The organism is Pseudomonas sp. Z18(2022), assembly GCF_036346535.1.
Lineage (GTDB): Bacteria > Pseudomonadota > Gammaproteobacteria > Pseudomonadales > Pseudomonadaceae > Aquipseudomonas > Aquipseudomonas yamanorum_A.
In genome coordinates this window covers 349,375-370,122 of sequence record NZ_JAOTOA010000004.1, presented here as the reverse complement: position 1 = coordinate 370,122, position 20,748 = coordinate 349,375, and the positions used below count along the sequence as shown (strand labels likewise).

Annotated in this window: 16 protein-coding genes and 1 riboswitch; of the genes, 14 read left to right on the top strand and 2 right to left on the bottom strand. The window is 61.4% G+C overall.

Annotated elements, in window-relative coordinates:
• Positions 1-3: 3 nt before the first annotated feature.
• The 6 genes from V3W39_RS12575 to V3W39_RS12550 all read left to right on the top strand — a co-directional run bounded on the left by V3W39_RS12575 (position 4) and on the right by V3W39_RS12550 (position 5,398).
• Positions 4-789, top strand: coding sequence for an ABC transporter substrate-binding protein (locus tag V3W39_RS12575; protein ID WP_017475899.1), 786 nt, complete (start codon positions 4-6; stop codon positions 787-789).
• Between the two features lie 91 nt (positions 790-880).
• Positions 881-1,570, top strand: coding sequence for an ABC transporter permease (locus V3W39_RS12570; protein WP_003214341.1), 690 nt, complete (start codon positions 881-883; stop codon positions 1,568-1,570).
• Positions 1,567-2,265: an ABC transporter permease gene (locus V3W39_RS12565; protein WP_010165618.1), complete on the top strand. Its 699-nt coding sequence runs from the start codon at positions 1,567-1,569 to the stop codon at positions 2,263-2,265. The genes V3W39_RS12570 and V3W39_RS12565 overlap by 4 nt, the downstream gene beginning before the upstream one ends.
• Position 2,266: 1 nt before the next feature.
• Entirely contained in the window at positions 2,267-3,379 is a 1,113-nt protein-coding gene (locus V3W39_RS12560) for a succinylglutamate desuccinylase/aspartoacylase family protein (RefSeq protein ID WP_330212700.1), read from the top strand.
• 27 nt (positions 3,380-3,406) lie between these two features.
• Positions 3,407-4,171 (top strand): ABC transporter ATP-binding protein, encoded by a 765-nt coding sequence (locus tag V3W39_RS12555; protein ID WP_003214336.1) that lies wholly within the window; start codon positions 3,407-3,409, stop codon positions 4,169-4,171.
• A gap of 246 nt (positions 4,172-4,417) precedes the next feature.
• Positions 4,418-5,398, top strand: coding sequence for a GlxA family transcriptional regulator (locus tag V3W39_RS12550; protein WP_008435259.1), 981 nt, complete (start codon positions 4,418-4,420; stop codon positions 5,396-5,398).
• 1 nt (position 5,399) lies between these two features.
• Here the strand turns inward: V3W39_RS12550 and V3W39_RS12545 are convergent, their stop codons facing one another.
• The gene (locus tag V3W39_RS12545; protein ID WP_330212699.1) at positions 5,400-10,355 is read right to left on the bottom strand and encodes a dermonecrotic toxin domain-containing protein; all 4,956 of its coding nucleotides are present in this window, start codon (positions 10,353-10,355) and stop codon (positions 5,400-5,402) included.
• Between the two features lie 299 nt (positions 10,356-10,654).
• Here V3W39_RS12545 and V3W39_RS12540 point away from each other — a divergent pair, with 299 nt between their 5' ends.
• The 7 genes from V3W39_RS12540 to astE all read left to right on the top strand — a co-directional run bounded on the left by V3W39_RS12540 (position 10,655) and on the right by astE (position 18,545).
• Positions 10,655-11,875, top strand: a complete 1,221-nt coding sequence (locus V3W39_RS12540; RefSeq protein ID WP_177077400.1) for an aspartate aminotransferase family protein — start codon at positions 10,655-10,657, stop codon at positions 11,873-11,875.
• Positions 11,876-12,131: 256 nt separating this feature from the next.
• Complete coding sequence (gene aruF, locus V3W39_RS12535) at positions 12,132-13,151, top strand: arginine/ornithine succinyltransferase subunit alpha (RefSeq protein ID WP_177042902.1); 1,020 nt, start codon at positions 12,132-12,134, stop codon at positions 13,149-13,151.
• 49 nt (positions 13,152-13,200) lie between these two features.
• Positions 13,201-14,226 carry an arginine N-succinyltransferase gene (gene astA, locus V3W39_RS12530; protein ID WP_003214325.1) on the top strand — a complete coding sequence of 342 codons (1,026 nt, stop codon included), beginning with the start codon at positions 13,201-13,203 and terminating at the stop codon, positions 14,224-14,226.
• Entirely contained in the window at positions 14,223-15,692 is a 1,470-nt protein-coding gene (gene astD / locus V3W39_RS12525) for a succinylglutamate-semialdehyde dehydrogenase (protein WP_177077415.1), read from the top strand. Before astA ends, astD begins: the two co-directional genes overlap by 4 nt.
• Before the next feature lie 176 nt (positions 15,693-15,868).
• Entirely contained in the window at positions 15,869-17,215 is a 1,347-nt protein-coding gene (astB, locus tag V3W39_RS12520; protein WP_177042903.1) for an N-succinylarginine dihydrolase, read from the top strand.
• Between the two features lie 23 nt (positions 17,216-17,238).
• On the top strand, positions 17,239-17,529 hold the full coding sequence (locus tag V3W39_RS12515) for a hypothetical protein (protein ID WP_003214319.1): 291 nt from the start codon (positions 17,239-17,241) through the stop codon (positions 17,527-17,529).
• Between the two features lie 11 nt (positions 17,530-17,540).
• Positions 17,541-18,545: a succinylglutamate desuccinylase gene (gene astE, locus V3W39_RS12510; protein ID WP_177042904.1), complete on the top strand. Its 1,005-nt coding sequence runs from the start codon at positions 17,541-17,543 to the stop codon at positions 18,543-18,545.
• 128 nt (positions 18,546-18,673) lie between these two features.
• Here astE and V3W39_RS12505 read toward each other — a convergent pair whose 3' ends face one another.
• A complete protein-coding gene (locus V3W39_RS12505) occupies positions 18,674-19,183 on the bottom strand; it encodes a 6,7-dimethyl-8-ribityllumazine synthase (RefSeq protein WP_076015023.1) in 510 nt (169 codons plus the stop codon).
• 113 nt (positions 19,184-19,296) lie between these two features.
• Positions 19,297-19,466: riboswitch (FMN riboswitch) on the bottom strand.
• Between the two features lie 190 nt (positions 19,467-19,656).
• Between V3W39_RS12505 and ltaE the strand changes: the two genes are divergently transcribed.
• Entirely contained in the window at positions 19,657-20,661 is a 1,005-nt protein-coding gene (gene ltaE / locus V3W39_RS12500) for a low-specificity L-threonine aldolase (protein ID WP_330212698.1), read from the top strand.
• The last annotated feature ends 87 nt before the right edge of the window (positions 20,662-20,748 follow it).

Sequence of the window (20,748 nt, the reverse complement as noted above, 5' to 3'; positions counted from 1 at the left end):
AAGATGAAGAAACTCGTGCTGTTGGGCGCCCTGGCGCTGTCCGTGCTGTCCATGCAGGCTTTCGCCGAAGGCAAGCCCCTGAAGATTGGTATTGAAGCGGCTTACCCTCCGTTTGCCTCCAAGGCACCGGACGGCAGCATCGTCGGTTTTGACTACGACATCGGCAACGCCCTGTGCGAGCAGATGCAGGTCAAGTGCACCTGGGTCGAGCAGGAATTCGACGGCCTGATCCCGGCGCTGAAAGTGCGCAAGATCGACGCCATCCTGTCCTCGATGTCCATCACTGAAGACCGCAAGAAGTCCGTGGACTTCACCAACCGTTACTACCTGACCCCGGCTCGCCTGGTGTTGAAGGAAGGCACTGCGGTCAGCGACAGCCTGGATGAACTGAAAGGCAAGAAGATCGGCGTGCAACGCGGTTCGATCCACGACCGTTTCGCCAAGGAAGTGCTGGCTCCCAAAGGCGCCACCATTGTTCCTTACAGCTCGCAGAACGAAATCTACCTGGACGTAGAAGCCGGTCGCCTTGATGGCACCGTGGCCGACGCCACCCTGCTGCAGGAAGGCTTCCTCGACACGCCAGCCGGTAAAGGCTACGCGTTCACCGGCCCGGCCTTCACCGACGCCAAATACTTCGGCGACGGCATCGGCATCGCCGTGCGTAAAGGCGACAAGGAAAACCTGGACCGCATCAACGCTGCAATCGCCGCGATCCGTGCCAACGGCAAGTACAAGGCAATCCAGGACAAGTACTTCAACTTCGACATTTACGGCCCAGAAGCCAAGTAAACCGTCGCAGCTGTCTGTCCGCAATGGCGCAAGCAACAGGGTCTCTGAAGTTTGCGCCATTTTTTCATCCCCCTTTTCGAGGACCTGAATCATGTTGAAAGGCTACGGGGCCGTCATCCTCGATGGCGCATGGTTGACGCTTCAGCTCGCCTTGTCGTCCATGGCCTTGGCCATTGTTCTGGGTCTGATCGGGGTCGCGTTGCGCCTGTCGCCGGTGCGCTGGTTGGCCTGGCTGGGCGACCTGTACTCCACGGTGATCCGCGGGATCCCCGACCTGGTGCTGATCCTGCTGATTTTCTACGGCGGTCAGGACCTGCTTAACCGCGTTGCGCCGCTGCTCGGCTACAACGACTACATTGACTTGAACCCCTTGGCCGCTGGCATCGGCACCCTGGGTTTCATCTTTGGCGCCTATCTCTCGGAAACCTTCCGTGGCGCCTTCATGGCCATTCCCAAGGGCCAGGCCGAAGCCGGCCTTGCTTATGGCATGAGCCCGTTCCAGGTGTTTTTCCGGGTGATGGTGCCGCAGATGATTCGGCTGGCGATCCCCGGGTTTACCAACAACTGGCTGGTACTGACCAAGGCCACCGCACTGATTTCGGTGGTGGGCCTGCAAGACATGATGTTCAAGGCCAAGCAGGCGGCAGACGCTACCCGCGAACCTTTTACCTTCTTCCTCGCAGTGGCGGCGATGTACCTGGTGATCACCAGCGTGTCGTTGCTGGCCCTGCGTCATCTTGAGAAGCGCTACTCGGTAGGCGTAAAGGCGGCTGATCTATGATCTTCGACTACAACGTCATCTGGGAGGCCATGCCGCTGTACCTCGGCGGCTTGCTGACCACCCTGAAACTGCTGGCCATTTCGCTGTTCTTCGGCTTGCTCGCAGCCTTGCCCCTGGGCCTGATGCGCGTGTCAAAGCAGCCGATCGTCAACGGCGTGGCCTGGCTGTACACCTACGTGATTCGCGGCACGCCGATGCTGGTGCAGCTGTTCTTGATCTACTACGGCCTGGCCCAGTTTGAAGCGGTGCGTGAAAGCTTCCTGTGGCCACTGCTGTCCAGCGCGACCTTCTGCGCATGCCTGGCCTTCGCGGTGAACACCAGCGCCTACACCGCCGAAATCATCGCCGGCAGCCTCAAGGCCACGCCCCATGGCGAGATCGAAGCGGCCAAGGCCATGGGCATGTCGCGCTACAAGCTGTATCGCCGGATCCTGCTGCCATCGGCCCTGCGCCGGGCGCTGCCGCAATACAGCAACGAAGTGATCATGATGCTCCAGACCACCAGCCTGGCCTCCATCGTCACCCTGATCGACATCACCGGTGCCGCGCGCACGGTAAACGCCCAGTACTACTTGCCGTTCGAAGCCTATATCACCGCCGGCGCGTTCTACCTGTGCCTGACTTTCATCCTGGTGCGCCTGTTCAAGTTGGCCGAAGGCCGCTGGCTCAGCTACCTGGCTCCACGGAAGCATTGATATGGAACGTATCGATCACCTGTTGCCCTGGGGTCATCTGGGCTGCGAACGTCAGCTGACGGTGTTCCGTTTCGGCAGCGGCGAGCGCAAGGCCTATATCCAGGCCAGCCTGCACGCCGATGAGTTGCCCGGCATGCGGGCCGCCTGGGAGCTGAAAAAGCGCCTGGCCGAACTGGAACAGCAAGGCGCCCTCAACGGCGTGATCGAGCTGGTGCCGGTGGCCAATCCGATGGGCCTGGGGCAGTTGCTGCAAGGCAGCCACCAAGGGCGTTTCGAGATCGGCAGCGGCAAGAATTTCAACCGCGATTTTGTTGAGTTGAGCGCGCCGGTTGCCGCGTTGCTCGAAGGCAAATTGGGTGATGATCCCCACGCCAACGTGCGCATGATCCGCCAGGCCATGAGTGATGCACTCAATGCATTGCCCGAGCCGAGCAGCCAGCTGCAAGGCATGCAGCGCATCCTGCTGAGTCATGCCTGCACCGCCGATGTGGTGCTCGACTTGCATTGCGATGCCGAAGCCGCGCTGCACATGTACGCGCTGCCGCAGCACTGGCCGCAGTGGCGTTCGCTGTCGGCGCATTTGAATGTGAAGGTCGGCCTGCTGGCGGAAGATTCCGGCGGCAGCTCGTTTGACGAAGCCTGTTCGCTGCCGTGGCTGCGTTTGGCCCGGGCGTTCCCCGAGGCGCAGATTCCGTTGGCCTGCCTGGCGACGACATTGGAGTTGGGCGGCCAGGCCGATACCGGCCGTGACGAAGCGATTTTCCACGCCGAAGGCATCCTGGCGTTCCTTGCCGAGCAAGGTTTGATAACCGGGGAGTGGCCGACAGCCGCCCACAAACCCTGCGAGGGCCTGCCCTTCGAAGGCACCGAGTTGTTGTTCGCGCCCCACGCCGGCGTGATCAGTTACCTGCGTAAAGCCGGGGATGTGGTGGAAGCCGGCGACCCGATATTTGAAGTGATCGATCCCTTGTCCGACCGCGTCAGCATTGTTTGCGCGGGTACGCCTGGGGTGTTGTTTGCCGTTGAACGGCTGCGTTATGCCCAAGCGGGTTTCTGGCTGGCCAAGGTGGCGGGGCGCGAAGCGCTGCGGCACGGGCGCTTGCTCAACGACTGACCAACTGTTTTTGTGAGAACCGACCGCATGTACAAACTTGAAGTCCAAGACCTGCATAAACGCTATGGCAGTCATGAAGTGCTCAAAGGTGTGTCCCTGGCCGCCGCGGCCGGTGATGTGATCAGCATCATCGGGTCCAGTGGCTCGGGCAAAAGTACCTTTTTGCGCTGCATCAACCTGCTGGAGCAACCCCACGCCGGCAAGATTCTGCTCAATAACGAAGAGCTGAAACTGGTGGCCAACAAGGACGGCGCAATGAAGGCGGCGGACCCGAAGCAGCTGCAGCGCATGCGTTCGCGACTGTCGATGGTGTTCCAGCATTTCAACCTGTGGTCCCACATGACCGCCCTGGAAAACGTCATGGAAGCGCCGGTGCATGTCCTGGGCATGTCGAAAAAAGACGCCCGGGAAAAGGCCGAGCACTACCTGGCTAAAGTGGGTGTGGGTCATCGTAAGGATGCATTCCCCGGCCACATGTCCGGCGGCGAGCAGCAGCGTGTGGCGATTGCCCGTGCGTTGGCGATGGAACCTGAGGTGATGCTGTTCGACGAACCTACCTCGGCCCTCGACCCGGAGCTGGTGGGTGAAGTGCTCAAAGTGATGCAGGACCTGGCCCAGGAAGGTCGGACCATGGTGGTGGTGACTCACGAAATGGGCTTTGCCCGTGAAGTCTCCAACCAGTTGGTGTTCCTGCACAAAGGCATCGTTGAGGAGCGTGGCAACCCGCGCGAAGTGCTGGTGAACCCGCAGTCCGAGCGTTTGCAGCAGTTTCTTTCCGGTAGCTTGAAGTAAACAGGGCTGCTGTTATGCACTGAATTAGTGCAAGCTTCACAGCTTTAAGGCTGGCCCCGATCCCCTGTAGGAGCTGGCTTGCCCGCGATGGCGATGTGTCTGTGCCAGAGGTGCAAGCTGGCCCACCGCTATCGCAGGCAAGCCAGCTCCCACATTAGATCTCTATATGTTTTGAGATTTGTGTTGGTTTACGGGCTAGCATTGGCCTTTGTCTTCATTACTGTTTTTCGCTTCGGATAGCACTCCATGACTGCCCATCGAATTGGTTTCCTGATTTGGCCCAGCACTAAAGCACTGACGCTTGCGCTGGCTGAGGAGGCCTTGCGCGTTGCTCAGCGGGTGCATCCGGACGTGGTGTACGAACTCTCGTTCTTGCAGGCCGAGCCGCCGATGGATGGCGCCTGGCAACTGCCGGGCGAACCTTGGGCCGGCAAGCTGGAAGGCTTTCAAAAGCTGTTCCTGCTGGCCGATGAGCCACCGACTGTCATCGCTTCCCAACTGAGCACCGCCCTCAAGCAACTGGTGCGTGCCGGCTGCGTGATTGGCGGTTTGTCGGCCGGCGTATACCCGTTGGCCCAGCTGGGTTTGCTCGACGGTTACCGCGCCGCCGTGCACTGGCGCTGGCAGGACGATTTTGCCGAGCGCTTCCCCAAGGTCATCGCCACCAGCCATCTGTTCGACTGGGACCGTGATCGCCTGACTGCCTGCGGTGGTATGTCGGTACTCGATTTGCTGCTGGCAGTATTGGCCCGTGATCACGGCGCCGAACTGGCGGGCGCCGTCTCCGAGGAGCTGGTGGTGGAGCGCATCCGTGAAGGCGGCGAGCGCCAGCGCATTCCATTGCAAAACCGTTTGGGCTCCAGCCATCCAAAGCTGACCCAGGCCGTGTTGCTGATGGAAGCCAACATCGAAGAGCCGCTGACCACCGACGAAATCGCCCAGCACGTGTGCGTGTCCCGACGACAGCTCGAGCGCATCTTCAAGCAATACCTCAATCGCGTCCCCAGCCAGTACTACCTGGAACTGCGCCTGAACAAGGCCCGCCAGATGCTCATGCAAACCAGCAAGTCGATCATCCAGATCGGCCTGTCGTGCGGCTTCTCCTCGGGGCCGCACTTCTCCAGCGCCTACCGCAACTTCTTCGGCGCCACCCCCCGTGAAGACCGTAACCAGCGCCGCAGCAGCAGCCCGTTTGAATTGTCGTCGGTGCCTTCCGAGCGCGGTTAAGTCAACTTTCGGGTCGGGCGGTTATGCGGGCTCGTTGTCGATAACGGCTGATTACGCGCCTGGCATGGTTGGACAGAGGGTTGCCGTCCAATTGGAGTGCGATAAAGATTTCCGATGGCACTTCGAGCAACTCGGAGCCGATATTACGGATGGCGTTGTCGCGCAAGTCCGCGTCGGAAAGCCGTCTCAAGGACAGCAGTCCGGGCGGTATTTCCCGGATGCCGGTGCTTTGCAAGTCCAGGACTGTAAGGTGTTGCATATTGCCAACCCTCGGGGTGGTGCCCAGCAGGTTGTCGCTCAAGTCCAGGTAGGTAAGCAGGTTCAAACTGGCGAGTTCTTCAGCGCCCACGGGCGTCAGTTGAATGTCGCACTGTGGCAGGACCAGCTCCTGCAACTCGGGCATCTGGAACACTTGGCGGGGGATCTGCTGCAGTCGGTAGCCTTGAATCGACAGGCTTCGCAGCTTGGGGAACGCGTCAAGGAACCGGCTGATGTCCGAGGTAGCGCCTTCACCCACCAGCGCCAGTAACGAGACGTGATCGAAATTTGCGCTCAGGGTCGGCAAGTCTCCCAACAGGGTGTCTTCGAACATCAATTCGTGAGTGATGTGTGGGCTATTGTTCAACGTGTCGATGGTGGTTTCCCGGCGCCAACACGCTTGGAGCCGCTCCTTGAGCCTGTAGCGTTTTACCTGCTCACGGGCGCGCCGGTCTTCACTCAACTCAAATTCCAGTGTGGGGTGCTGTGTGGGTACATCGATTCGCCATTCCTCAAGATCGGCCGTGAGTTTGTCGTATTCAGCCTCCAGGCGAGTCAGCTCCACCCGCGCCAGTCTCAGGTCGCCCGGCATGCCGAAGTAGTAGAGGTTGCAATCGTTGGTGCTGAAGGTGGGGTAGAGCAGCTTGAGTCGCTCGATATCGACTGGTGGTGCGCTGACTTCCCAGCGTTCGCCTGTTTGCTGGAAGTGCATTTTTACGCGCTCGATGGTGGCTTCGGGGAAGGGGTTTTCCCCCAGGTCAAACCCTGCACTGACCTCCTCCGGCAGGTCAAAAAACGCATCGGGAAGCTCGGTGATTCGGTTGTTGCTGAGGATTGCGCTTTCCAGCTGGGGGCGGGTCAGTAGGCCTGCGGGCAACTGGTCGATACCGGTGGACGACAGGTCCAGATGCTTGAGGTGAGCCATAGCGGTGACGTCGGGGGTGATGCCCAACGGGTTGCTGTAGAGATCCAGCGAGACAAGGCGTGACATAGACGCCAGCAATGTGTGGTTCTGTGGGGTCAGGCGAATGCTGCAACTGTCGAGGATCAAGTCAGTCAGGCGAGGTAGGTCCGCCAGCCCGTCGGGAAGGGTGCCGAGTGGGAAATTGCGCAGTTCCAGTTGGCGTACCTGAGGGAAGTGACGGATAAACCCATGAACGCCCATGCTGCCTTCGTCGCCTGCCAGGCCGAGTGAGGCGACATGGTCGAACCGGGCGGTCAAGGTTGGCAACTGTCCCAAAATGGGCTCTTCATATATCAGGCTGTAGTCGTTGCCGGCGTCTTCCTCCAACTCACTGCGGGCGGTCTCCCTGCGCCAGCAGCGTTGGATTTCGTCAGCGAAGGCGCCGCGCTTTTGCTGTTCGTATGCCTGTACGGCGAGTGGTAGCGGGGCCCGGGTTTGCGGGTGCGAGCGAGGTGTTTCAGCGACCCAGGTTGATAGGTCCTGGCTCAATTGCCCGTATTCGGCCCCTAACTGGAGCAGCCCCGACCGTGCACCGCCGGGCTGGCGGTTGAGCTCGCGGATCCGCTCTCGGATTTGTTCGGCGCTGTGGCTGGGGTAGAGCTCCTGAGCTCGTTGTTCCAGCGAGCGTGGGGTGCCCGGTATCGGCGTGGGGTGCGCCGGGGCCGGGTAGCCGTTGTTGCCTCCAAGCAAACGCTGGATGGTTTTTGCTGCAGGCGGACGAACCGGGCGTTTTTCCAGGAGTGGCCGCAGCCGATCTCTGGGCAGCACCACCTTGGCAATCCCTTCGCGCAGTTGCGTTCCTTGCCGTATGTGCAGGTTCAGGCTGTTGCGTTCGCTATCCGGCAGGGCCTGGAGTACCGCGTTGTAGAAGTCGGTGCTGCCGTGCAGGTGTTGGCCGTCACTGTCATACGCCTGGTAATGACCCTCTTCGTGTACCAATACCTTGCGTGGTGTGTCGGGGGCGCCGCTGATGTGGTCGCTCAGCGGGCCTTCAAAGGTGTGTTCACGGACCTCCAGGCGTACCTTGCCGGACCAGCCTGGCAGCCTGGGCAGTGAGTGTAGTGCCAATGTGTGGCTGTCCGGATTGTCGGGGGTGTGCAGGTACAGGCCTTCATAGGCGCGGTTCAGGCGCGTTTCCTGGCGGGCCCAGCGTGCCAGGTCTTGCAGGCGCTTTGGCACCCGGTCGGTGTTGAGTTCAAGGCGTTCTGCGGGGGTGGCTTGGGATGCCAGGATGTCAGCCATCGTCGCCGGCAGGCCTGGAGCGTTGTCCATCAGGTGTTGCGCTTGTGCTGTTGCAGGGCGGTTCACGGCGCGGTAATGGGATTCAAACACGCTGTTCTTTTGTGCTTGGGCGGCCTTTGCGAGTTGTTGTCTTAACGTTCGAGCGCGCACCTCCAGTGCGCGGGGTGGCTGGCCAAACTCTTCACCCAGCAGGGTTTTGATCTCGTTCTCGTTCAGTGCCAGCAGGATCGTATTGAGCAGGTCACCGTTTTTCAGTTGGCCTTGGTTGATGACCACCTGTGGTGCACGCGGGGTCGGTGCGTAGTGCCATAACGTTTTCCCCTGGCTGTCGACCACGCGCAGCGTACGGGTCTGTGGCCATGCCTCGGGGGTGCAGAGCAATTGCAGTTGGGTCATGGTTGAAGCCTGGCGGTATTGCGCCGGATCATCGCTGCTCATTTGGCGGATGAAGGTGTTGATGTCCCGCTCGATCTTGAAGCGTTTCAAGGTGTCGGCCAGCGCCGGTGGGGGCGGCTGATGCTGGACGTGCATTGCGCGCAGGGTGCTTTCATTAATGCCACTGACGTGTTGGATGTGCTCCAGCTCGGCGGTGCTGAAGGGCTCGGCGGGGTGGCCCAGTCTGCGAAGCAGGGTGCTGTTGTCCCAATACAGAGGCTGGTCCAGCTCGCTGTACCAGGCACCGTTGCCGTTATGCCAGACCTTGGGTTGGTAGGCATTGGGGCGGCTGGGGTGGGTGATGCTGAAGGCGTCTTTGCCCGGTAGTCTATTGAGTGAATAGGGCGTGTTGTCGATGGGTACCGCGGCTTGGTCGAGATGCTGATGGACGCCTTGTTCGTCGGCAATTGAAGCGCCGGGCAGCGGTGTCTTGCGAGCGTAAGGTTTCAGGTCGGGATGCCAGAGGCGCTGCTGGCCATCGGGAAGCTGCACCGGTTTGAGGCCGTCGATGAAATCCCATAGTTCCTGGGGCAGTGCTTTGCGCAATACCTGTTCTGCAATCGGTGCGCCTACGGCGAACATGCCCAATTGAACGAGGGTCTCCAGCAACGTCATGAAGTGGCTCAGGGCCTCGTTTGTCAGGCCCTCGGCCCAGTCGATGATCGACTCGAAGGTCTCATCCAGCACCTGATACAGGGTGTAGCCGATCATCAGCGCCCCCAGTGGCGGAAAAAACGGCGCGGCGACAAACGCGGCGATCTCCAGCAACGTGGTGGCGACTTTTTGCAGGGCGTCCCAGCGCTGCCAGCGGGCCTTGCGGTTGGCACTGGCGGTGGAGACGGCAGTGACGGCGGCGTCATTGATGATCTTGTTGAGTGTCTGCTGGTACAGATGGGTCAGTACGTCGCCACTGATTTTTTTCACGGCAAATTGCAGGTTGGGTTTGCTGACCGGTGTGTCACGCCAGGTGGGCATTGGGTCGGTCGCCACATGCTGGTGCCAGGTCACGCGGCTCAGGCGTTGGTGCAGGTCGGCGAAGAAATAGGCGCGATCCTCATGGGCCACAAAGCGGCTGAAAAACTCCTGGTATGGCCGGCCGCGCAGTTTTTGCGTGAGGTCCAGCATAAACGCGGCGGAGGAGGCGTATTGCTTGATCGGCGACTCGGGATCATCCGGAATATAGGCGACGACGGGCACCGCTTGCAGGTAGCGCTCAAGGTCCGGGGCAAACAGCACAATGCCGGTCAATCTGGCTGACATCATCGTCAAGTCGTGGGCCTGCCAGAGTTTGCCGTCCAGGCGCATGCCTTGCAGGCCGTCGACGATGCCTTCAATCAGGCGTTGCGAGGGGCTGCCCAGGTCCTGCTTCAACACCGCCATGTGCAGGGCGGCCTTGAGCATGGCTTTGCGGGCTGCGTCGACTTTCAGTTGCAGCACGGCTGAAGTTACGGGTTCCAGCAGCTGCTGCGCCAGATAAGTCTGATAGTGGCCACCGATATCCAGGGTGCGGCACAGCTTTATAAAGGCCTGGATGCTCATGCGCTGTTCGAGGGTGTCGAGGATTTCGAGTTGCCCCGCAGTGGCCGTTTCCTGCACGTAGGACGACGCGCTTTCATGGGCGTTGGCCTGGGTCTCGTCGGGTTCGAAATTGTGCAGGGCGGCTTCCAGCAATGACACGGTCCAGGTGCGGGCGGCGCCGGAGCGGATGGGAAACCAGGGGATACTGGCGGGAATGTAGAGGCGGATCAGAGTCTTCTCCACATCGGGCTCCAGGGCGAACTGGTCCTTGAGGGCCTTTTGCAGCATCGGGCGGGCGAAGTCGTTGATGTTCAGCACGTTGGCCAGCGCCTGGTCCACCGGGTTCTGTGCGTCCCAGGCGTGGCCAATGAGGGCTTTGAGGGTGCGGTGATCGGTGTCTGAGGCGCGGCCGTACCAGGCCGGGATTGTCGGCGCGGTGCCTTTGAGTTGACGGTGCCTTTCGGGGCTGGCGTTGCCCAGCCACGGGGGGACTGCCTTGATCAGTTGTTGATAGTGAGGGCTTGAAGTGCGGTCGCTCATGGCAGCGGTTCCAAATGGGATGAAGGCCAATGGGACCAAAGCGCGTCAAGGCACAGGCGGTGCATAGATGGTTTTTACCCGGCTATACACAAATCGTCTTGCCGATGCCGCAAACCCCGCGCCAGCGTTTAAACTGCGCCATTGCGATGCTATTTGTCGCATTGGCGTAAACCCGCGAAAATCACGGGTTGGCGCTATAAGAAGTTGTCGCTTGGCGGCAAGGCCGCACTGAAAACTGTCCTTACAATCCCTGCATCGCCCGCCAGTTTCAGGCAGGCGTTCCTCTTCAGGAGACTCCGATGTCCGTTGAGCAAGCCCCGGTGCAACGTGCCGATTTCGACCAGGTCATGGTTCCCAACTACGCACCTGCCGCTTTCATCCCCGTGCGTGGCGCAGGTTCCCGCGTGTGGGACCAGGCGGGCCGAGAGCTGATCGACTTTGCCGGCGGCATCGCGGTCAACGTATTGGGCCACGCCCACCCGGCGCTGGTCGGGGCACTGACCGAACAGGCCAACAAGCTGTGGCACGTGTCCAACGTCTTCACTAACGAGCCGGCCCTGCGCCTGGCCCACAAGTTGATCGACGCCACCTTTGCCGAGCGTGTGTTCTTCTGCAACTCCGGCGCCGAAGCCAACGAGGCCGCCTTCAAGCTGGCCCGTCGTGTCGCGTTCGACCGTTTCGGCACCGAGAAATACGAAATCATCGCCGCGCTGAACAGCTTCCACGGCCGCACCCTGTTCACCGTGAACGTGGGTGGCCAGTCGAAGTATTCCGACGGCTTCGGTCCGAAAATCGTCGGCATCACCCACGTGCCTTACAACGATCTGGAGGCGCTGAAAGCCGCCGTTTCGGACAAGACCTGCGCCGTGGTGCTGGAGCCGATCCAGGGTGAAGGCGGCGTGCTGCCGGCTGAGCTGGCTTACCTGCAAGGCGCCCGCGACCTGTGCGACGCGAACAACGCGCTGCTGGTGTTCGACGAAGTGCAAACCGGCATGGGCCGCAGCGGCGAGCTGTTCGCCTACCAGCATTACGGCGTCGTGCCTGACATCCTCACCAGCGCCAAGAGCCTGGGCGGTGGTTTCCCGATCGCAGCCATGCTGACGCGCGAAGACCTGGCCAAGCATCTGGTGGTCGGTACCCACGGCACCACCTACGGCGGCAACCCGCTGGCGTGCGCGGTGGCGGAAGCGGTGATCGACGTGATCAACACGCCAGAAGTGCTGGCCGGCGTTAAAGCCAAGCATGACCTGTTCGTTTCCCGCCTGGAGAAGATCGGCCAGCAATACGGCATCTTCACCGAAGTGCGCGGCCTGGGCCTGCTGCTCGGTTGCGTGCTGAGCGATGCCTGGAAAGGCCGTGCCAAGGACATCTTCAACGCCGCCGAACGCGAAGGCCTGATGATCCTGCAAGCCGGCCCGGATGTGGTGCGCTTCGCCCCGAGCCTGGTGGTGGAAGATGCCGATATCCAGGAAGGCCTGGACCGCTTCGAACGTGCGGTGAAAACGCTGACGCAAGCCTGATGGACCGTTCGGCGCTTGAGTGATCGGGCGCCGAACACAAATTTTGTATGCCGGGCTCGGTCAATGTGGGCGCTGGCTTTTGTGGGAGCTGGCTTGCCTGCGATGCAGACGACCCGGTTTATCTGTTGCACCGAGTTGATGCTGTCGCAGGCAAGCCAGCTCCCACAAAAGACTCCCCACATTGGATCTGTTTGAATTCAGGTCCCGTGCCCGGCATTTTTCCCTCTGTGAGTTTTTCGAGTTAAGGAGTGACACCATGCTGGTGATGCGCCCCGCGCAAATGGCTGATCTGGGCGAGGTACAGCGTCTGGCTGCGGACAGCCCGATTGGTGTCACCTCCTTGCCGGATGATGTCGAACGCCTGAGCGACAAGATCGCCGCAAGCGAAGCGTCCTTCGCCGCCGAGGTCAGCTTCAACGGTGAAGAAAGCTATTTCTTCGTCCTTGAAGACACCGACGGCGGCAAGCTGGTGGGCTGTTCGGCCATCGTCGCGTCCGCCGGCTACTCGGAACCGTTCTACAGCTTCCGTAACGAAACCTTTGTGCACGCCTCCCGCGAGCTGAAGATCCACAACAAGATCCACGTGCTCTCGCAGTGCCATGACCTGACCGGCAACAGTTTGCTGACCAGTTTCTACGTGGTGCCGGAGCTGGTGGGTTCGCCGTGGTCGGAACTCAACTCCCGTGGCCGCCTGCTGTTCGTGGCCGGTCACCCGGAGCGTTTTGCGGATTCGGTGGTGACCGAGATTGTGGGCTACAGCGACGAGAACGGTGATTCGCCGTTCTGGGATGCGATTGGCCGCAACTTCTTCGACCTCAACTACGCCGCCGCCGAGCGCCTGTGCGGGTTGAAGAGCCGGACCTTCCTCGCCGAACTGATGCCGCATTACCCGATCTACGTGCCGCTGTTGCCGGACGCCGCCCAGGAAGCCATGGGCCAGGTGCACCCGCGAGCGCAGATCACCTTCGACATCCTGATGCGCGAAGGCTTCGAGACCGACCATTACATCGACATCTTCGACGGCGGCCCAACGCTGCACGCGCGGGTGTCGGGTATTCGTTCGATCGCCCAGAGCCGCGTGGTGCCGGTGAAGATCGGCGAGATGGCCAAGGGTGTCGGCCGCCAGTACCTGGTCAGCAACGGCCAGTTGCAGGATTACCGCGCGGTGATGCTGGAGCTGGACTACGCGCCGGGCAAGCCAGTGACCCTGGACCTGGAAGCCGCCGAGGCCCTGGGCGTAGGCGAAGGCGCGAGCGTGCGCCTGGTAGCGGTATAAACAGAGTTTCGCGGGTGGCTGACAACAGCGGCCCGTTTGAGGAGATAGCATGATCGTTCGTCCCGTACGCAGCAGCGATTTACCGGCCCTGATTGATCTGGCGCGCAGCACCGGCACCGGCCTCACCACCTTGCCGGCCAACGAAGAGCGCCTGACCCACCGGGTCGGCTGGGCTGAAAAGACCTTTCGCGGCGAAGCCGGGCGCGGTGATGCGGATTACCTGTTCGTGCTGGAAAACGATGAAGGCCGCGTGGTGGGGATTTCCGCCATCGCCGGTGCCGTCGGCCTGCGCGAGCCCTGGTACAACTTCCGGGTCGGCCTGACGGTCAGCGCTTCCCAGGAACTGAACATCTACCGCGAAATCCCGACGCTGTTTCTGGCCAACGACCTGACCGGCAACTCCGAGCTGTGCTCGCTGTTCCTGCACGCCGATTACCGCAACGGCCTCAACGGCCGCATGCTGGCCAAGGCGCGCATGCTGTTTATCGCGGAATTCCCGCAGCTGTTCGGCAACAAGATCATTGCCGAGATGCGCGGCATGTCCGACGAAGCCGGGCGCTCGCCGTTCTGGGAAAGCCTGGGCAGGCACTTCTTCAAGATGGAATTCAGCCAGGCGGACTACCTCACTGGTGTGGGCAACAAGGCGTTTATCGCCGAACTGATGCCGAAGTTTCCGCTGTACACCTGCTTCCTGTCCGAAGACGCGCGCAACGTGATCGGCAAGGTCCACACCGACACCGAGCCGGCCCTGAGCATGCTCAAGAGCGAAGGCTTCAGCTACCAGGGTTACGTCGATATCTTCGACGCGGGCCCGGCGGTTGAGTGTGAAACCACCAAGATCCGCGCGGTACGCGACAGCGAAGCGCTGGTATTGGCGATTGGCACGCCGGGCGACGACGCCACGCCGTTCCTGATCCATAACCGCAAACGCGAAGATTGCCGCATTACCGCAGCGCCGGCGCGGTTGGCTGCGGGCACCCTGGTGGTCGATCAACAGACCGCCAAGCGCCTGCAACTGATCGCCGGTGATCAAGTGCGTGCCGTACCGTTGTCCGCTGCCCGGGAGTCGAAATAATGAATTCGTTGTATATCGCTGGTAGCTGGCTGGCTGGCCAGGGTGAAGTGGTTGAGTCGCTGAACCCGGTGACCCAGCAGGTGGTGTGGTCGGGTAACAGCGCCACCGTCGAGCAGGTCGAGTCCGCCGTTCAGGCTGCGCGCCAGGCGTTTCCCGCCTGGGCCAAGCGTTCCCTGGAAGAGCGCCTGAGCGTGCTGGAAGCCTTCGCCGCCAACCTGAAAAGCCGTGCCGACGAACTCGCCCGCTGTATTGGTGAGGAAACCGGCAAGCCTTTGTGGGAATCGGCGACTGAAGTCACCAGCATGGTCAACAAGGTCGCGATCTCGGTGCAAAGCTACCGCGAGCGTACCGGCGAGAAGAGCGGCCCGTTGGGCGACGCCACTGCCGTATTGCGCCACAAGCCTCACGGCGTGGTGGCGGTATTCGGCCCTTACAACTTCCCGGGTCACCTGCCTAACGGCCACATCGTGCCGGCCTTGCTGGCGGGTAACACCGTACTGTTCAAGCCCAGCGAGCTGACCCCGAAAGTCGCCGAGCTGACCGTGCAATGCTGGATCGACGCCGGCCTGCCGGCGGGCGTATTGAACCTGCTGCAAGGCGCGCGGGAAACCGGGATCGCCCTGGCGGCCAACCCGGGCATCGACGGCTTGTTCTTCACCGGTTCCAGCCGCACCGGCAACCATCTGCACCAGCAATTCGCCGGGCGCCCGGACAAGATCCTCGCCCTGGAAATGGGCGGCAACAACCCGCTGGTGGTGGACGAAGTGGCCGATGTGGATGCTGCCGTCTATACCATCATCCAGTCGGCGTTTATCTCGGCCGGCCAGCGCTGCACCTGTGCCCGTCGCTTGCTGGTGCCGGAAGGCGCCTGGGGCGATGCGTTGCTCGCTCGCCTGGTGGCGGTGAGCTCGACAATCGAGGTCGGCGCATTCGACCAGCAGCCCGCGCCATTCATGGGCTCGGTGATTTCCCTCGGCGCCGCCAAGGCGTTGATGGATGCCCAGGAATTGCTGCTGGCCAATGGCGCCGTGGCGCTGCTGGAAATGACCCAGCCACAGGCCCAGGCCGCGCTGCTGACGCCGGGCATTATCGATGTGACCGAGGTTACGGATCGCGCGGATGAAGAGCTGTTCGGCCCGCTGCTGCAAGTGATCCGCTACGCTGATTTCGCGGCGGCGATTGCCGAGGCCAACAACACCCAATACGGCCTGGCGGCCGGTTTGCTGTCGGATTCCGAAGCGCGTTACCAGCAGTTCTGGCTGGAGAGCCGTGCCGGGATCGTCAACTGGAACAAACAGCTGACGGGCGCTGCGAGCAGCGCGCCGTTTGGCGGCGTGGGCGCTTCGGGCAACCATCGCGCCAGCGCCTATTACGCGGCGGATTATTGCGCGTACCCGGTGGCCTCGCTTGAGACCCCGAGCCTGGTGTTGCCAGCGTCGCTGACCCCAGGCGTAACGCTTAAGTGAAAGTGACACTGATCTAATGTGGGAGCTGGCTTGCCTGCGATGGCATCACCTCGGGGTATCTGAATGACCGAGTTGCCCGCATCGCAGGCAAGCCAGCTCCTACACTTGATCGGGTTAACAGATACAGATCTGCACTTGATGCCTATAAAAATACAGATGTTCGTGGAGCCTCGCCGATGAAATCCTGTGAAGTCAATTTTGACGGTCTCGTGGGGCCGACCCATAACTACGGCGGTTTGTCCTACGGCAACGTCGCGTCCCAGAGCAACAGCCAGCAGTCCTCCAACCCGAAGGAAGCCGCGCTGCAAGGCCTGGCGAAGATGAAAGCCCTGATGGAAATGGGCTTCGTGCAAGGTGTGCTGGCGCCCCAGGAACGCCCTGATGTGGCCGCCTTGCGCAGCCTCGGCTTTGCCGGCACCGACGCCCAAGTCATTCAGCAAGCCGCCAAGCAAGCCATGCCATTGTTGGTAGCCAGTTGCTCGGCGTCGAGCATGTGGGTGGCCAACGCGGCCACCGTCAGCCCGAGCGCCGACACCGCCGATGGCCGCGTGCATTTCACCGCCGCCAACCTCAACTGCAAATACCACCGCAGCATCGAACACCCGACCACCAGCCGCGTGCTGGGGGCGATGTTTGCCGATGGGAAACACTTCGCCCACCACGCCGCGTTGCCGGCCGTGGCGCAGTTCGGTGACGAAGGCGCGGCCAACCACACCCGTTTCTGCCGTGACTACGGCGAGGCGGGCGTAGAGTTTTTCGTGTTCGGCCGCAGCGCGTTCGACACTCGCTACCCGGCGCCGCAAAAGTACCCGGCGCGCCAGACCCTCGAAGCCTCCCAGGCGGTCGCTCGCTTGCACGGCCTGCGGGATGACGGCGTGGTCTTCGCCCAGCAGAACCCGGCGGTGATCGATGCTGGTGTGTTCCACAACGACGTGATCGCGGTGGGCAACGGCGAAGTGCTGTTCTATCACGAGGATGCGTTTCTCAATACCGAACAGATGCTCGGCGAATTGCAGGGCAAGCTCGGCAAACTCGGCGGCAATTTCCAGTCGATCTGCGTGCCCCGGGCCCAGGTCAGCGTTGAGGACGCGGTGCGTTCCTACCTGTTCAACAGCCAGTTGCTGACTCGCGCCGACGGCTCGATGCTGCTGATCGTGCCGGAAGAATGCCGCGCCAACGAGCGCGTCTGGCAGTACCTGCAAGGCCTGACGTCTTCGGGTGGGCTGATCCGCGAAGTCAACGTCTTCGACCTCAAGCAAAGCATGCAGAACGGCGGTGGCCCGGCGTGCCTGCGCTTGCGCGTCGCGCTGAATGAAACCGAACTGGCGGCGGTCAACCCAGGGGTTATCATGACGGCGCCGTTGTACGACACGCTCACCCAATGGGTCGACAAGCACTACCGCGACAGCCTGCGGGAAACCGACCTGGCTGACCCGCAATTGCTGCTTGAGTGCCGGACGGCACTGGATGAACTGACGCAAATCCTTAAACTGGGCTCGGTTTATCCTTTCCAGATCAATTAACGCCGCACGGCTGAGAACTATTTATGACCACCGACACCCTGAAACTGATCCTTGAAGACACCGACGGCACCCAGCTGGAAACTTCCTGCACCCGCGTCGCCGTGGTCTGGCAGGGCAAGGAGATCTGGATCCAGCACGACGGCCGCGGCCAACTGCTGATCGGCGTGGACGTGGAAGAAGGCGACGCGGAATACGCCAACCTGCTGATGCGCCCATTGGCCACCAACCTGATGAGCCTGCAACTGGAAATGGAACCGGCCGACGTTGAAGGTGATGACGACGATCACGTCCACGGCCCAGGCTGCAACCACTAAGGAAGCTGCGTATGCTCGCCCTCGGCAAACTGCTTGAACTGACCCTCGCCGGTCGCGAACCGGCGCAAAAAATTCAACTGACTGTCGACGGCGTGCAACTGCGCTGGCTCAGTGAGGGCGCGCTGGAAGTGCGGCCTCCTGAAGCGCGGGACAACGGCTGCGACGTGCTGCTGTCGTCCGGCATCCACGGCAACGAAACCGCGCCGATCGAATTGGCCGACCGCTTGCTGCAGGGCATTGCCCGCGGGGAGATCAAGCCCCGTACCCGTATTCTGTTCCTGTTCGGTAACCCCGAGGCCATGCGCCGCGGCGAGCGTTATCTCGAACTGGACGTCAACCGGCTGTTCAACGGCCGTCACGAACAAAACATCGGCCCCGAAGCCATGCGTGCCGCCGAGCTTGAACAGTTGGCCCGCACGTTCTTCAGCGTGCCTGGGCGTAGCCGCCTGCATTACGACCTGCACACCGCCATCCGTGGCTCGAAGATCGAGCAGTTCGCGCTGTACCCGTGGAAGGACGGTCGCCAGCATTCACGCCGTGAACTGGCGCGCCTGCGAGCCGCCGGCATGGAAGCGGTGCTGTTGCAGAACAAGACCTCCATCACCTTTACCGCGTTTACCTATGAGCAACTGGAGGCCGAGTCCTTCACCCTGGAATTGGGCAAGGCCCGGCCGTTCGGGCAGAACCAGGGCGTGGACGTGTCCCGCCTGGAAACCCGCCTCAAGCAGATCATCGAAGGCAACGAGCCGGCCACCGAGAGCCTTGATGGCCTGAAGCTGTTCAGCGTCTCCCGGGAAGTCATCAAGCACAGCGACACCTTCGTCCTGCATTTGCCGGCCGACGTGGAAAACTTTTCGGAGTTGGAGCTGGGTTATCTGCTGGCCGAGGACATTGCCAAGACCCGCTGGGTGATCGAGGAGGAGGGCGCACGCATCATCTTCCCGAACCCGAAGGTCAAGAATGGCTTGCGAGCGGGGATATTGATTGTGCCGACCACGGATGCGGGCCTGGCCTGAATCCCGAGACTGACTCGGTCAAAATGTAGGAGCTGGCTTACCTGCGATGGCATCACCTCGGTGCACCTGACAGACCGAGGTGATGCCATCGCAGGCAAGCCAGCTCCTACAGTGGTTTGCAGTGCTGCTTAAACCGCTACCGCCCGTGGTTCGTTGCGGCGCAGTGCGCGAACCTTGTGCAGGGTGTCGGCGCAGGTACGTGCCGCTTCCTGGCCCTTGTGCACGAAGTGCTCATAAAAGAATGTGTGGTGCTCGCTGCCGGCGTGGAAGTGGTGCGGGGTCAGGGATACCGAGAACACCGGCACTTCGGTTTCCAACTGAACCTGCATCAGGCCGCTGACCACCGACTGGGCAACGAACTCGTGACGGTAGATGCCACCGTCCACCACCAGTGCGGCCGCGACGATGCCGGCATAACGGCCGGACTTGGCCAGCAGCTTGGCGTGCAGGGGCATTTCAAAGGCGCCGCCGACTTCAAAGAAATCGATGTCCGATTCCTGGTAGCCCTGGGCGATCATTTCGGCGAGGAAGCCTTTGCGGGATTGGTCGACAATATCCTTGTGCCAGCAGGCCTGGATAAACGCGACGCGCTCGCCGTGGTGGTTTTTGCTTTTGCTGTCGATTGCGGTGGGTTGCATGTTCTGACTCCTGTTTAAGAAAAAAACAGGGCGTTATGAATCGAATGGGATTTAAGGGTACGGACAGCCTGCTCATGCAAACATGACGTCAGCGTTCGGCCCTTAGGTGCTAATCCCGTTCTCTCTTCATCCGGACTATGACCGTCGGCCCCGGGATCACACCGGGTCTGCTGACCTTGTCGCCGTCCTGCCGAGGCAGTTCGAGGCGCCAAGCGCTCGCGGGCTATGCACGTTGCGTGCAATTACCGCCGGTGGGGAATTACACCCCGCCCTGAGAACGTTGCCGCCAGAACCCTGGCGGCGGAGAGTTTTTATCATGGTTTTTCAGAAACTGCACGGTTGGTTTATCGATAACCTATATCGGTTTGTTTGGTTGGTATTCGATTGTGCAAGCACGGGGCTTGATATTCCGCGGGTTTGCCCGCAGTAATCGTTAACACAAGGAATGCTCCAATCCGCTAGAGGCTAGTTTGATGACCGTGATTGACCTGCGCAGCGACACAGTGACCCAACCGACCCCCGGCATGCTCGACGCGATGGCGACTGCCGCCAGCGGCGACGACGTCTACGGTGAAGACCCGAGCGTCAATCGCCTGGAGGCCGAACTGGCCAAGCGCCTGGGGTTTGCCGCCGCTTTGTTCGTGCCCACCGGCACCATGAGCAACCTGCTGGCGTTGATGGCGCACTGCGAGCGAGGCGAGGAATACATCGTCGGCCAGCAGGCCCACACCTACAAATACGAAGGCGGCGGCGCGGCAGTACTCGGCTCGATCCAGCCTCAGCCGCTGGAAGTGCAGGCCGATGGTTCGTTGAACCTGGAGCACGTATTGGCGGCGATCAAGCCGGACGACTTCCACTTCGCCCGTACCCGCTTGCTGGCGCTGGAAAACACCATGCAAGGCAAAGTGTTGCCGTTGGAATACCTGGCCGCCGCGCGAGCATTTACCCGTGAGCACGACCTGGCCTTGCACCTGGACGGCGCGCGGCTCTACAACGCGGCGGTCAAACTGGGGGTAGATGCCCGGGAAATTGCCCAGCATTTTGATTCGGTGTCGGTGTGCCTGTCCAAGGGCCTGGGCGCGCCGATCGGCTCGGTGCTGTGCGGCTCCACGGCATTGATCGCCAAGGCGCGACGTTTGCGCAAGATGGTCGGTGGCGGCATGCGCCAGGCCGGTTCGCTGGCGGCGGCAGGGCTGTATGCCCTGGATCACCAGGTGCAGCGCCTGGCCGAGGACCACGCCAACGCCCATTGGCTGGGGGACGAACTGCGCAAGGCGGGTTACACGGTGGAGCCGGTGCAGACCAACATGGTCTACGTCGATATCGGTGACCGGGCCCAGGCCTTGAAGGTGTTTGCCGCCGAGCGTGGGATCAAGTTGAGCGCCGCGCCGCGCCTGCGCATGGTCACTCACCTGGATGTCAGCCGGGCGCAGATCGAGCAAGTGCTCGCGACATTTGTCGAGTTTTCCCGAAAATGACAGTGCAGACCGTCTAATTGACTGTTTCTATCACATAAACACGCTGTACCACGGGCAAAGGGCCGATATAATGCGGCCCTTTGCCGT

Bases quoted from the DNA above. Each gene is read 5' to 3' on its own strand.
- V3W39_RS12575 (WP_017475899.1), top strand. From the start codon at position 4: ATGAAGAAACTCGTGCTGTTGGGCGCCCTGGCGCTGTCCGTGCTGTCC.
- V3W39_RS12570 (WP_003214341.1), top strand. From the start codon at position 881: ATGTTGAAAGGCTACGGGGCCGTCATCCTCGATGGCGCATGGTTGACG.
- V3W39_RS12565 (WP_010165618.1), top strand. From the start codon at position 1,567: ATGATCTTCGACTACAACGTCATCTGGGAGGCCATGCCGCTGTACCTC.
- V3W39_RS12560 (WP_330212700.1), top strand. From the start codon at position 2,267: ATGGAACGTATCGATCACCTGTTGCCCTGGGGTCATCTGGGCTGCGAA.
- V3W39_RS12555 (WP_003214336.1), top strand. From the start codon at position 3,407: ATGTACAAACTTGAAGTCCAAGACCTGCATAAACGCTATGGCAGTCAT.
- V3W39_RS12550 (WP_008435259.1), top strand. From the start codon at position 4,418: ATGACTGCCCATCGAATTGGTTTCCTGATTTGGCCCAGCACTAAAGCA.
- V3W39_RS12545 (WP_330212699.1), bottom strand. From the start codon at position 10,355: ATGAGCGACCGCACTTCAAGCCCTCACTATCAACAACTGATCAAGGCA.
- V3W39_RS12540 (WP_177077400.1), top strand. From the start codon at position 10,655: ATGTCCGTTGAGCAAGCCCCGGTGCAACGTGCCGATTTCGACCAGGTC.
- aruF (WP_177042902.1), top strand. From the start codon at position 12,132: ATGCTGGTGATGCGCCCCGCGCAAATGGCTGATCTGGGCGAGGTACAG.
- astA (WP_003214325.1), top strand. From the start codon at position 13,201: ATGATCGTTCGTCCCGTACGCAGCAGCGATTTACCGGCCCTGATTGAT.
- astB (WP_177042903.1), top strand. From the start codon at position 15,869: ATGAAATCCTGTGAAGTCAATTTTGACGGTCTCGTGGGGCCGACCCAT.
- V3W39_RS12515 (WP_003214319.1), top strand. From the start codon at position 17,239: ATGACCACCGACACCCTGAAACTGATCCTTGAAGACACCGACGGCACC.
- astE (WP_177042904.1), top strand. From the start codon at position 17,541: ATGCTCGCCCTCGGCAAACTGCTTGAACTGACCCTCGCCGGTCGCGAA.
- V3W39_RS12505 (WP_076015023.1), bottom strand. From the start codon at position 19,183: ATGCAACCCACCGCAATCGACAGCAAAAGCAAAAACCACCACGGCGAG.
- ltaE (WP_330212698.1), top strand. From the start codon at position 19,657: ATGACCGTGATTGACCTGCGCAGCGACACAGTGACCCAACCGACCCCC.